This window comes from Limnospira sp. PMC 1279.21, assembly GCF_032349615.1.
Classification (GTDB): Bacteria; Cyanobacteriota; Cyanobacteriia; order Cyanobacteriales; family Microcoleaceae; genus Limnospira; species Limnospira fusiformis.
In genome coordinates this window covers 29,337-42,291 of the sequence record NZ_JARPLU010000022.1, presented here as the reverse complement: position 1 = coordinate 42,291, position 12,955 = coordinate 29,337, and the positions used below count along the sequence as shown (strand labels likewise).

9 protein-coding genes are annotated in these 12,955 nt (G+C 45.0%); 2 read left to right on the top strand and 7 right to left on the bottom strand.

All coding sequences use genetic code 11. From position 1 onward, the window contains the following. Positions 1-242: 242 nt before the first annotated feature. Positions 243-1,637 carry an NACHT domain-containing NTPase gene (locus tag P5683_RS05525; protein WP_006621299.1) on the bottom strand — a complete coding sequence of 465 codons (1,395 nt, stop codon included), beginning with the start codon at positions 1,635-1,637 and terminating at the stop codon, positions 243-245. A gap of 207 nt (positions 1,638-1,844) precedes the next feature. Between P5683_RS05525 and P5683_RS05520 the strand changes: the two genes are divergently transcribed. Next, positions 1,845-2,576 (top strand): SH3 domain-containing protein, encoded by a 732-nt coding sequence (locus P5683_RS05520; RefSeq protein WP_006621297.1) that lies wholly within the window; start codon positions 1,845-1,847, stop codon positions 2,574-2,576. Positions 2,577-2,586: 10 nt separating this feature from the next. Here the strand turns inward: P5683_RS05520 and P5683_RS05515 are convergent, their stop codons facing one another. The 5 genes from P5683_RS05515 to P5683_RS05495 form a co-directional block, all read right to left on the bottom strand. Continuing rightward, the gene (locus P5683_RS05515; protein ID WP_006670284.1) at positions 2,587-3,663 is read right to left on the bottom strand and encodes a class I SAM-dependent methyltransferase; all 1,077 of its coding nucleotides are present in this window, start codon (positions 3,661-3,663) and stop codon (positions 2,587-2,589) included. Between the two features lie 123 nt (positions 3,664-3,786). Next, on the bottom strand, positions 3,787-4,383 hold the full coding sequence (locus tag P5683_RS05510) for a hypothetical protein (RefSeq protein ID WP_006621295.1): 597 nt from the start codon (positions 4,381-4,383) through the stop codon (positions 3,787-3,789). Beyond that, positions 4,380-5,546 carry a bifunctional diaminohydroxyphosphoribosylaminopyrimidine deaminase/5-amino-6-(5-phosphoribosylamino)uracil reductase RibD gene (gene ribD / locus P5683_RS05505; protein ID WP_006670283.1) on the bottom strand — a complete coding sequence of 389 codons (1,167 nt, stop codon included), beginning with the start codon at positions 5,544-5,546 and terminating at the stop codon, positions 4,380-4,382. Before ribD ends, P5683_RS05510 begins: the two co-directional genes overlap by 4 nt. Positions 5,547-5,824: 278 nt before the next feature. Beyond that, positions 5,825-7,303 (bottom strand): carotenoid oxygenase family protein, encoded by a 1,479-nt coding sequence (locus P5683_RS05500; RefSeq protein ID WP_006621292.1) that lies wholly within the window; start codon positions 7,301-7,303, stop codon positions 5,825-5,827. Between the two features lie 200 nt (positions 7,304-7,503). Then, positions 7,504-8,886 carry a folate/biopterin family MFS transporter gene (locus tag P5683_RS05495; protein WP_006621291.1) on the bottom strand — a complete coding sequence of 461 codons (1,383 nt, stop codon included), beginning with the start codon at positions 8,884-8,886 and terminating at the stop codon, positions 7,504-7,506. A 104-nt stretch (positions 8,887-8,990) separates the two neighbouring features. Between P5683_RS05495 and P5683_RS05490 the strand changes: the two genes are divergently transcribed. Further along, positions 8,991-12,599, top strand: coding sequence for a Yip1 family protein (locus P5683_RS05490; protein ID WP_006621290.1), 3,609 nt, complete (start codon positions 8,991-8,993; stop codon positions 12,597-12,599). Positions 12,600-12,720: 121 nt separating this feature from the next. Here the strand turns inward: P5683_RS05490 and P5683_RS05485 are convergent. Beyond that, a partial coding sequence (locus P5683_RS05485) for a hypothetical protein (protein ID WP_315669424.1) occupies positions 12,721-12,955 on the bottom strand: 235 nt, incomplete at its 5' end.

Below are 12,955 nucleotides of genomic sequence, written 5' to 3'. Positions count from 1 at the left end.
CATTATACCGTATTGCCGTAAAATGTTAACCTAATTTGAGATTAAATCATGCTCTCGACTGCATCAGTTCTCCCAAGTCTAAGTGTCCGACTGGATGGCAATCTTGGCAAGTAGCAAAGTTAAAACTGGCAAATAGACGCTCTGGTGGGCTGGGTCAGACGGGCTAAATAGGGACATCAGGGCATCATCAACTACTGAGGCGAGCCCTGGTAGAGGAGTTACGTCCTGTGTTGTAAGGCTGGTCACGTTTTGCCAAGGTGTTTTTGTAGTAGGCGATGAATGAATTGGTAGCGTGAGCCTATTTTTCTGAGCAACAGTAACCCGGTGGCATCATTTAAAAATTGGGCATAGTTCCAGGGTGCATCTCCTTCTCCCCATAGGACAAATCGCAAGATCAGGCGTTCGATCGCCAATTTTAGGCTCAACGGTTGGTAGGTGAGGGCTAATATGATTCCTAGGGTCATGGCGGCGATTAACAATGGCAGCGATCGCCAAATGATTGCTAGGATCATGATTGCTATAATTGACCACCAAATCCCACTTTCGACTATCTTCATACCCAGATGATAAGCCCGTTCTTGTTCGCGGGTATGTAGCCAGGTTTTCGGGATGCGATCGAGGATAAAATCTTGAGTTTGTTCTTTTTCCAGGCGTTTGGCGAGTTCTGTTAGCCAGTGGCGGAATTGTTCGGAACTGTAGTTTTTTCCGGCATCACTATTATGATGGCGATCGCGTAAGCTAGAAATTTGATGGCGCAGATAGGCTTTTAATAAATACTCTTGTTGATCATCAATGGTGTTTAAATGTTTCCAAGATGAGATTAAGATATTTTCATAAGCTAGGGTCATCATTGTTAAAAATAATGGCTTTTGGGCGATTTTTAATAACTGTGGTTCTTCTTCGATGTCATGCCAAAGTTCCCGACTTCTAGCATTCATTAAATACTTGTGTATCTGTCGATTAGTCAAGGGACGTAACAATATTGCACCATTTAGTTGCAACCTTGCCTGACAGGGATGATAGGATTTGACGGTGCTAGATACTACTAAATGTAGGGGGGAGAGATGACTGTCTAAAAAATCATTAATATATTGAATACAGGATTCCCGATGATGTTCTTCGACCTCATCGAAACCATCCAATAAGGGGAGAATCTGGAGTTGTTCCATCCAGTAGCGTCCTGATTCGGGAGCGATCGCATATTTGAGGTGCATTTGCTCTACCATCCAATCGGAGATAGACTGTTGCTCAACTCGCCAAGATGATAAATTGAGCCAAATCGGCATAGGTTCATGTTCATCAGATAAGGCTCTCTCTACTAAGACCTTAGCCAGTCCCACCAGGGTGGTAGTTTTCCCGGAACCAGTCCCCCCCAAAATCAACAGGCGGCCATCAATGTGATCGAATACTTCAATAATTCCGGCATTAGCTGCTAATTTCACACTAGGGCGGCTGCCTATTTTCACTTCCACATCCCAAGCGCGCCTCATGCGTAGGGGGGGTTTTTCCTGGGCTAACTTGGTGAGAACATGGCGATGGGGAGACTGTAGCCGATATTGTCTCACCTCCTGTTTAACTTGGGTGAGTAATTGATGGCGTTTGGGAACTTGTACCCGAGTACCAGTTAATCTAGGCATTGAATAGAGTCAGGATTTGCGATCGGGACAGGAAATAATGGTTATGTTAAAAATACACTGAACTATGACTTTAGGGATAATTATCATGTTAAGTTTTAGGTTAGAGTCCTGAAGGATTGGGGAAGAGGGGGTAAGTTTTGATATATTTGGAATTGGGAACTCTGCAATTTTTGAAGATGATTTTTGTCTACCAGCGAGGTCTGTCCCATGTCCTTCAAACCCAAGCAATTGATAGTTGCCAGTGTAGCCGGACTGGTGACAGCAGTTATAGTAGCAGCGATCGCTATTCAGTGGCGATCTTCACAGGAAACTCCCGCCGCCTCACCTCAAGGAACAGTTACTGATTCCCCGGTTCCTAGTGCGCCAAGTCAAGCACCTGGGGTTATAGAGTCGCCACCAATTGTGGTGAGACCCCCGACAACTGGCTGCGAGATTACTATGGCAATTGTCCAAGACCCTGACCCTCCTTTAAATGTACGGCGCGCGCCTCAAGTTCAGGAAGGTAACATTGTTGGTCAACTACCCAATAATACTTTTATTTCGGTAGTAAATGAGCAAGACGGTTGGCTAGAAATTAGCGATCCGGTTCCGGGATGGGTTGCTAAAAACCGAACCCATAGCAGTTGTCCGAATGTCCGCCAACCGATTCAATTTTTACCGGGTGGTAATTCAGCTATTATCCAAGGTGAAATTATTGGCGGTGGTAGCCATAGCTATACCTTGGAAGCTGAAGCAGGTCAAACCCTGACAGTTACGGCGGAAAACTCTATTTTCCCCTATATTATCACTCCAGATGGTCAACTTTTAGGGGATGATGTTAATGCTAATGATGACCTAACGGAATGGACGGGAATGATTCCGGAATCGGGAACCTATACTTTCGAGCTTGACTCGAATTTCCGAGGTTTTACCTATGAGTTTTTGGTGAGATTAGAATGAGGTAAATGCTTTAATTTTTGCACAACACCAACATATCCTGATAACTAGCGGAACGACTCCGACGACACCACATCCCATAATCTTGGCGTTGTACTGATAGACCAGAATCCTTAATCCAATCCATTACTAATGCTTCGGGATGTGCGATCGCATCTTCGGGATTATCAGGATCATCGATAAAACTTTCGCCGACAGCATAGGCAAAATTCCGGGAACTGCGACCGGATTTAATCAAGGATTCGGTTTCATCATTTAATAGAAAAAACGTGCATAAACACCTACCACCCGGCTTTAACACTCGCGCTATCTGTTGTAAATAATTCCGACTGGCGGCTGCATATAAATGGGTAAAAACGGAAGTTAACAGCACAAAATTAAATTGGTTATTAGGGTAGGGAAACACAAAATTTTCGGCGGGAGTTTTGCCAGTGGGATTATAGCGATCGCTGTATAAATCCGCACATTCAAAATGAAAATTAGGACGGGTAGCACTAATCACTTGCTGACACCAATCAATCCAATGGGGAACAATATCAAACCCGTGATAAGAGGCTTGAGAGTTGAGATAATAAGCCAAACCATAAGCGATGCGACCGACCCCGCAACCCGCATCAAGAACCGCCTCTGCTGGTTGTAAATTGGCTTTATTAACAAAGTGTCCTAAAAAGTCCGCCGCCACAAACTTAAAACTACCACCGACCCCAACCCGATCGCTTTTTTCGGGAACCGGAAGCGAAGGTTCCAAGAACCCAAATAAAACATCACCTTCTCCCGATGCAAATATAGGAGTTAGCCTTACCAAACTATTGAATAAACCTGTTTGTTGAATCCAACTTAGGGGGATATAAATTAAAAATCTAGCCTGGTCAGCGTGATCTAAACTAGGAAATAACTGTTGGACATCCTGACTAATTAACCCTTTCTCTACCCGAAACTCAGGAACATCTAAGCCACCAATATTAATACGAAAATCCAGGACGGGACCACCTCCCCAGGAAGCAGACCAACCTTTAAGGCGTACCAGATCACCTTCTAAGGTAACTTGACCAAGACAGCCAAGGGTTTCGAGGCTTTTAGTTGCAGTCATAACCAGATGAACACTATAGAATAATGGTCTATCCTACAGCAGAATAGACCAATTATCGCATTTTCTCAGAAATCGAAAGTATAAACTTAATGGGGTGCTAAACTCTGATGGTATCTATAGGATTTATCTGGGGATTTCGATGTCTTCACTTTCATTATCTTCAGTTATTTCGGGGGTTATGGGTAGTTCTGGGAGCCGAGTATTTAAGGTGGTTGATACCAATATATATCCCAAATAAGCGGGGAGAATAATGGCGATTAAAAAGGCGAAACCTGTTAGTAAACCCATCAAGTTAAAACTAGACCCATAGGAAGACCGATAGGGGTCAATCAAGGCTACCTGATCTGACTGGGATGGTTGGTAGTTGCTAGGACGACGAAAGCGAATGCGGCGATCGTCTAGTTTTTCCACCATTACCCAACCAGCGATCGCCTCTTCCTGACAAAGTTTTTCAAAGGTTTTAGGGTTCCGAAATAAATCTCTTTGAGCGCGAACAATTTTATATTCCCAGTCTTGATGATTAGGGGAGGATATCTGAGATTGAGATGATGCAATAGTGGTGGTGTTAGGATTATCGGAATCATAATGAGTCAAGATTTCTTCCTCCTCTTCATATTCTTGTTGTTGTTCATCCTGCAATTGACATAGCCAGCTTCCAGCGAGGACGGCTTCCACACCGAGGCTGCTGACCATCAAGCCTAAAATAACCACCTCATTCATAGGGCTTTACTCCCTGTAGTCTGGAATTGAAAAGCCTCTGGTAAGGCTCCAGACCAGCCATTCGACAAATAACCCTCAATTAGGTAATCTGAACCGATCGCTCGCAGGCTTACTGCTTCTAGGGATAAGGCTTCAGTCATTTGACTAAAGCCTAAATTACCGACCGGAGAGGGTGCAGCCTGTCCACCAATAATTTTAGGAGCAATAAACGCCAAAATCTTGTGAACGCACCCCTGAGTTATGGCTTCAGAGGCTAGACGACCCCCACATTCCCATAGCACGGACAAAAATTGACGCTCATAGAAATATGACATAACTTTAGCGGGTGTCAATGGTGCAAATTCCAGCACCTCTACCCCCTTTTTCCGCAAGTGTTCTTGGAAATCGGGACGGGAACCAACTTCTGTAAAAACTATGGTAGCAGCCTCGGAAGTGTCCCACAGTCGCGCTGATGATGGTAAATCTAAACTACGACTCATGACTACCCGCAACGGGTTGGGTTCCCCTTGACCGTGGGTGGTTAAGTGAGGATTATCTCGCCTGACCGTATTTCCCCCCACAATTACCGCATCACAGGCGACCCGTAGACGGTGGACTTCCTGGCGAGCGATCGCACCTGTTACCCAAGCACTATGACCTGTATCTGTGGCTATTTTCCCATCCAGGGTCATGGCGTATTTCAATATACCAAAGGTTTGTTTATAAATAATCCGATGAACAAATGCTTCGTTTAATTTTAAACAGGCTGATTCTTCTACTCCCACAATTACTTCTATTCCGGCTTGGCGCAGTTTAGCAATTCCCTGTCCACCTACCAGAGGATTCGGATCCACCATTCCCGCCACTACTTTAGCAACTCCTGCTTTAATTAACGCTTCGCTACAGGGGGGAGTTCTTCCGTAATGGTTACACGGTTCTAGGTTCACATATACTGTCGCTCCCCTGGCTAATTCTCCCGCAGACCGCAAGGCGAAAATTTCTGCATGGGGTTGTCCTGGTCCGGGGTGAAATCCCTCCCCGATAATTTGGTCATCACGGACAATCACACAACCTACTAGGGGATTTGGTGCCGTTTTTCCTAGCCCTTCCTTTGCCAGATTTAGACAATTACGCATCATCTGGCGGTCAAATTCTGAGACAGATTGAGCATTTGGTAAATTCATCAGCCGACAATTTTTGTTAAAGGGGTTGACAGGGGCTCAGGATTAATGATAGTATATTTGTATTAAGTTTAATAATGGAGTATTGCCTAAAATAAAAATTTTGCAACCATCCCATTATATTAAAAGTGTAGCGCAAGTGCCGCGAAAAAGCAACCCCCCTCCCCAAAAAAAAATTTTTTGCAACAAAACTTAATTTTTTTTTACAAAAGTTAACATTAGGCGAGCCAGAAGGGGGCAAGAAGATTGTATACAAAAAAGCTGCCCCAATGTTAAGTCAGTTAAATGTTGGCGAAGGTCCCATGTAAGCCATAGGGGATATGGTGTTGAAGGTGTAAGGTAGCGATCGCATTTTTTTCAAGGTTTTTCGCATCCAAAATAACGACATCTGAGCGATGGTGTTGTGCATTATAAACGAGAGTCAATAACCAGCCATCATCTTCGGAGGTAGCATGAGGACGGGGAACAAAGACAGGTTCTCCGGTAAAGCCGTGTGGTGCGGCAGTCCAAAGTTGACGCAAACCGGTTTCCAGGTCAAACTTAATAATCGCCTGAAGGGGTGCATTTCCCTGGCTATTATGGGCGGCGGCGGAGTAGAGATATCGGTAAGGGCGACCGACAGAATTAGGGTGAGTAGTAGGAAACTCACAACAGCGAGATTCTATTAATTGACGCTGAACCTGTCCGGTAGTGAGGTCAAGGGTAAACCGCCAGAGTTGACCAGGTTCTAAGGCATTAAAATCAGTATCGCGAAAATTAGCTTGTGGGTCAACCCCTGGTAAAGATTGGTAACATATAGAATCAACGCCAATCTTATTTTCCTGTTCAAAAGCATTAGCATGATGGAAAACAAAGCCAGATTGAGCGTCAAAATGTCGGATATTTTGTCGTTGTGCGGGGTCACGAGGAATAACAATGATGCGGGTAGGTTGATTAGCTTGAAAATGCACACATTGTCCTGCGCCACAGAGTCCAAACAGATAAGGAAGGGGATTAAATTTTACAGGATTTTGGAAGAAAATACAGTAGTTAGGGGTGATGGCAAAATCATGGATAAAGGCAAATCCGGGGACTGTATGGGCGTATTTTTGTAGGAGGCTACCATGGCTGTCGAGTTCATAAATACGGATAGTGGTTGATAGTCCTGGTTTAATGGAAAAATTAACTAAACTTGGGGAACCGCCATTAAACTTAGAACTGGGGTCAATGCGGGGGTGGGCGGCGAAAGATTCTCCGGGTTCGAGGATACCGTTAAGGTTATCTAGCCCAATAGTTTCTAAGGTTTGATGGTTGAGATGATAGGGTAGGTCTGCTTCCCATAAGGCGAGTAATTTACCACCCCAATAAATGACTTGAGTATTGGCAATATTTTTAATCCGCAGGTCAAAGGCGTTGTGGAGAAAACCGCCAGGCTTTTGGGTTCCAAATACACCGCGATAAAGAATAGTTTTGGCTTGTTGTTCGTCTATATAGCCTTGGGTGCGGACATAGCGATTTTGATAGTGTGCTTGTCCGTCCTGAAAACGGATAGCGGAAATCATGCCATCTCCATCAAAGGGGTGATGAATGGGTAAGCCACCGATATCTAATAAACCGGGACCGTTACGGAATAGGGTTCCTTTCAGGTCTGGGGGGATTTCTCCATCAATATTGGTGATGGTATAGTTGTATTCATTGGGTTGAGACAAATAGCCTTTTTGCCATTCTTGGGGGTTATATGATAGTTGATTTTGGGAGGGTTCAGATATGGTATTTTGCATGATTCAATGATTTGGTTTAAGGTGATTAACTGAGAAATTATGGTTAATTGATATCAGACATCAGTTAGTAGATATATTTAGTATATATCAAGATGTGTGATAGGTCAAGATAGGTTGAGAATAGCAGGCATAAATCCCGCCGATTAGGTGAGGGGGAGGGAGTCGGAAAGGGGGATTGATTACCGATTCCCAGTTATTAATTAATCGGTGGTGACTAATTCGGGGACTAATTCTGCGGTTGATTCTAGGTTGGGTGAATGGATGTTATGGGTGTTAGTTTCGGCGGTGGTAGATGGTAGCCAGCGAATTAGGGGTAATGGTAAAAGGGTAGTTAAGTTAGTGATAATGACTAACAACCATAATTTATCGAAGTTAGTCTCGGTGACTCCTAATAAGTGGGTGAGAAGTGCGCCAGACTCGTGGGATAGGAGTCGGGAAAGGTTAGAGATGGACATTAATAGGGCGAAAAGAGTGGCTTCTACACCGGGGGGACATAGGCGGGCGGCGAGGACTAAAACAGGCATATAGGCGATTTCTCCGGCTACGGTGAGGATGAGACTATCTCCGAGGCTAAACCAGTGGTCGTCTATTCCTAGGGCGCGGTTGGTGTGGGTAACTAGGAGTAACATGGTCATACCGAGGGCGGCGGAGAGAAGGGTTGAGACTAGGAAGATTTTACGGAAGGGGACAGATTTAAAGAATCGCTGAAATAACCAAATACCGAGGAGGGCGGCGATACTGGTAACTAGGCGGACTCGTCCTAAAAACTCTGGTTGAAATCCTAATTCGTTGGTGGTGAAATAGAAAAAGGCTGAGTCGGCGGTGGGGGTAGCTTGCCACAAGAAGATAAAGGCAGTGGGTAGCCAGATGGATTTTTGGGTGATGGCAGCCCGCAGTTGTTGGACTTGGTGTTTGACGGTTTGCCAATTGGAGATGTTAGTAATTTTATCTTCAGCGATCGCCCATGCGACAACCATCACCAATAGGGGAAAGGTAGCGGTAATGAGGAAAACTGTTTCGGAGGTAAAGATTTCCAGGAGATAGCCGCTGAGGTAGGCGGTAATTAGCCCCCCCAGGGCTGAGGAAGCCCAACAGAGGGATTGAAGGGAACCGATATTGCTGATAGACTCGTTTCGCGCCCTTTCTACAACTAAGGAGTCTACAATCACATCGCTGATAGCTACGGATAGGGAATTAAGGGCGATCGCAATTGTCGCGGTAATGGGATGATCAACGAAGGTAGCTAGGTAAACCCAGGAGAAAGTCCCCATTAACCCGGATAGGATTAAATAGGGTCGGCGGCGATATCCAAAAATTGGCAACCCGTCGGACATAAAGCCGAATAGGGGTTTAATCACCCAGGGAATAGAGACTATTCCGAATAGGGCGGCGGTTTCGGCGGGACTCATACCCAAATCATCTTTGAGGAAGAAGCTAACGGCGAGACGGGAGAGGCCCAGAATACCTTGTACAAAGTACACGGTCAGAATAGCGACCAATTCTGGGTTAGGTTCATTGCCAAATAGTATATGCTTCTTGAGCCATGCCTTGGTATTGCCAAAGCTAACTGGGGATAATTCCATTTTGTAAACAAAAGTTAAGAAATTTCAATATTGATATCATAGCGAGTTCAATCAAAAACGACACAATGATGCGATCGCTTTAAGTCTAGGCAGTATAAATCACTATGGAAACGGCATTTGATCAGTGGTGGCATCTAATCTTAGGGGCGCTGTCCCTAAACCGAGATGCTTTTGTAGAAATTAATATCCTACCCCTAGGTAGAGGACTAGCCCTAACAATAGTGTTGGTGGCGGGAGTCTCCCAGGCGATAGGTCAATCGATTGTTTTATTTATTAACCGAGTCCGACCCTTCCGATTTGTGCTGAGTTTAGGAATGGCCGCGATTTTGTTTGTGTTCACGTTTTGGTTTTGGGCGGCGAGTATTTGGCTAGTCCACAATGCGATATTTAATAGCGGACTTAACCTACAAGCAACGATTACGACGCTAGGATTAAGCTACGCGCCGCAAATTTTACGATTCATAGTGGGTCTTCCCTATTTTGGCATTCCCATTGGTGTATTTCTGTCGATTTGGTCATTACTAGCGGAAGTAACGGCGATTAAAGCAGTAACCAATTTTGACACCTGGGCTACTTTTTCGTCGGTAGGGTTAGGCTGGGTACTATTGCAGATTTTACAACGAACGATCGGCAGTCCGTTAATGATTCTGGGTCAAAAGTTAACTAACCTAGTGGCGGGAACCGAGGTAGTAACCGATCGCCAAAAACTCACACAAATGGTGATATCAGGTAATATCGAAAGCATCGATGATGTGGGTAATGAAGTAATACTGGATGCTGCGACCCGCCACAGTCCAGAAACCATCAAACGCAACCGGGCGATCCAATTGATCGCATTAGGATTAACGGGGTTTTTCGTGTTTGTGTTAATTTCCTCCCAGTCCCCAGGTTGGTTTAGTCGTTGGTACAATGCGTTAGAACAAACTTTGCAATTAGCGATCGACCTGACGACTATTGGCTTGATCGCGCTATTCTTTTCGATATTCCTAACTCCCCTAGAAGCCCTAAGTTGGTGGGCGGGATGGTATGGCGATCGCACCCTGAAATATACAGGAACCCCGGTCAAAGAAATCGAGAACCCCAACAGTATTTCCCGTTATGTAATGTACCTAGACGGTATCAATCAAGGTTCCCATGAATACCTCCCCCAAGTTGAAAATATGTTGGATAAGGTAGCTGAGTCCTTACCTGATGATATTCTCATCGTCAAAGGAATCATGCCTTATAGTGTCACCAATAAACCCCTAACCTCAGACCGTCCCCTATCGTTTATTTGGCAAATCATTGAATCAATATCCCTAAAAAATCCGGCTAACCCGATCGCTTTTATTATCAATTTCCGCAATGTAGTTTCTGTAGCGATCGCCGCCGACCCCCGTTATGGTCCGATTCAAAACCAAGGATTAGCCCAAGTCATTTATAATAGTCTAATTAGCTTTGGCTATCCCCTCGGTAGTGGTAAACCGATTACCCTGATTGGTTACAGTGGGGGTGGTCAGATGTCTATGGGTGCGGTTAGCTTCCTGAAATACAATATTAATGCCCCCATTGAGGTGATTTCTTTAGCGGGGGTAATTAGTGGGAATACCGGGGCTATGGCGATTCAAAGACTCTATCACCTAGTGGGGGAAAAAGATAATGTGGAAAAACTCGGTCCGATTATGTTTTCAGGACGCTGGCCGATTTCCGTTCTTTCTAATTGGAATTGTGCCAAAAGACGGGGCAGAATTATCTTGATTTCTTTGGGTCCAGTAGGTCATAATGGCGATGATGGACCCATGGGGGATGCGCTGTTACCGGACGGACGGACGCACCTGGAACAGACGGTGCAAATTATTACAGGTATTCTCTGTCAAAATTGGGAAATCACCGGATTAGACCCGCAGAAGTTTATCACCATTAGCGAATATGAACGCTACAAGCAGGGGTTATTTAATCAGGTGGGTTATTATCCAATTCAACAAAGGTTAAATCCCGAGTTATATCACCCCAATTATACTTGGATAGGTCGGTTAATTTTACCAAGTAAAGATGAACGGGAAACCCTGAAAGGGGTGCGGCTGGAAATTTATCATGCTGACCCGGAAAATCAACATCGCATCGGACAGGTAGTAATTTTGCGCTGGAGTGATGAACAGTGGGTGCAAAACTACTCGAAATTGTTAAAAATGGATGTGAATTTCTCTGATCAAGCGCGGCTTAGTCAACGACAGGGAAAGGTTCATCCTCACCGACTTGATGGTTGGGAAAATGTCGATCCTTTGGAGTCTTTGGCGGGGGCGAGACCTGATGATGATATGATTGTGGCACTTCGTGAACCGGTGGTAATTAAGGATACTGGGGAGGGTGTTCCGGTGGTGTATATTCAACGGGAACCGATGCAAATTTCCGGGCGGTTTTATGGGGTGGTAAGGTTTGTCAAAAACTTGGGCAATGACCTGTTTCAAGTTCGGCATTTTAACCCGTCTACAGGGGATTTTGATGGGTATGAGGAGATAGTTTATATGCCGACGGTAATCCCTAATCGTAATGGGGTTTATTCTTTTAATAATCAGGGGGTGGAAGAGTCTCCGGTTAACAGCGGAGGATGGTATATTTATGGGGCGAGAAATAAGCAAGGTCGGTTTACGGTACAGGCGATCGCACCTAGGGAAATGTTCCGCCTCTCCCCTCAACGGGTGATTCACGGTCTGACACCATGCTTGGATTACTTTAGGCGTGATTATTTGAGTAATTTAAAGGCGGAAAAGGGGCAGATGAAAAATGTGTTATTATCTCCGCACAATGAGGGTGAAGATGATCATATGGCGATTTCTCAATGGCGAGAAGGCGATCGCGCTTTGATGATGCACCTGTTTGGCGGTATTGGCGGAAAGAAAGCGGAATTAGCATCAATGAAAATCTATTTTGGGCATTTTGCTTTCGGGGTAGCTACGGTGAAACGAGACCCTTTAACGGGGGAGTTACGTTTTGCGATCGAGTACCGACAAATTTATACTAATAATACTGATGGTATTATTTCTGGGGCGAATGCTTGGGAACATTATGGAGGCGATCGTCAATGGGGATGGTTGGGTGTGCGACCATTATGCGAAACTCTAATTAAGTTTAGCCCCCTCACCGAAGATTATGATTTTGATGGCATCAAATTCTCCCCCCTAAATGCCGTTATTCAGGAATTAGATATTATGGCTGCGCGTTATCGTGTCGGAGACGGAACCGGAACTACTTTTGTGAGTCCCGTTAATTCCTGTTGTCAGGACTCTAGCCAAGCCTTATATTCCTCTTTGCGGCAAATTTTAGCCGAGTTAGAATTAAATCCCCTCATCATTAAATGGATGCGAGAACACCCTAATCATGAGCAAACTCTCCGCTTCCAACAGTTAGGCGATTTACTGAATACCCTCGAACATTATTTAACCCCCATGGGAAAGGTACGCCCAGACTGGCGATTTAATGCCCCCAAATTAGGTGATTTGACTGTCGAAAAACCCCGCGACACTCTGATTAAGGCTTTGTCTAGTTGGCGAACTCTTCTACCTCGTTGGGTTCACGACCAAATCGCCATGATTTTTCTGCAATTAGGGGCTGATTTATGGATGCTCAGGACTAATCAAGTAGGTGGTTTTGACCCCGATATTGAACCAGTAGCACCTACATATTTTCGATTAGGAGTCCCTCACATTAAACCCGCCAAAAAGAACTGGTCTTAGCTAGTTAATTCCGTCTCTCTTTCAGGTAATTTTACCGGGAGAGACTGAACCCCTCCCCAAACCATTATATATGTCGGCACGGTTTCCCATTCTTTTATAATAAGTCAAGTTCCGGTATTTGTCAAGAGAAAAACCTGGGATTTTTAGAGCCTATTTTAAGTAGGTTGGGTGGAGGAACGGAACCCAACGCCACCATCTCACCGTACCCAGAGCGATCGCCTATTTGAGTAGGTTGGGGGGTCCGAACGCCACCCCACACCACCATCTCACCCCTGTTGGGTTTCACCCAACCTACTATTCGGAGCGATCGCCTATTTGAGTAGGTTGGGGGGTCCGAACGCCACCCCACACCACCA

Bases quoted from the DNA above. Each gene is read 5' to 3' on its own strand.
- P5683_RS05515 (WP_006670284.1), bottom strand. From the start codon at position 3,663: ATGACTGCAACTAAAAGCCTCGAAACCCTTGGCTGTCTTGGTCAAGTT.
- P5683_RS05490 (WP_006621290.1), top strand. From the start codon at position 8,991: ATGGAAACGGCATTTGATCAGTGGTGGCATCTAATCTTAGGGGCGCTG.
- P5683_RS05495 (WP_006621291.1), bottom strand. From the start codon at position 8,886: ATGGAATTATCCCCAGTTAGCTTTGGCAATACCAAGGCATGGCTCAAG.
- P5683_RS05520 (WP_006621297.1), top strand. From the start codon at position 1,845: ATGTCCTTCAAACCCAAGCAATTGATAGTTGCCAGTGTAGCCGGACTG.
- ribD (WP_006670283.1), bottom strand. From the start codon at position 5,546: ATGAATTTACCAAATGCTCAATCTGTCTCAGAATTTGACCGCCAGATG.
- P5683_RS05500 (WP_006621292.1), bottom strand. From the start codon at position 7,303: ATGCAAAATACCATATCTGAACCCTCCCAAAATCAACTATCATATAAC.
- P5683_RS05510 (WP_006621295.1), bottom strand. From the start codon at position 4,383: ATGAATGAGGTGGTTATTTTAGGCTTGATGGTCAGCAGCCTCGGTGTG.
- P5683_RS05525 (WP_006621299.1), bottom strand. From the start codon at position 1,637: ATGCCTAGATTAACTGGTACTCGGGTACAAGTTCCCAAACGCCATCAA.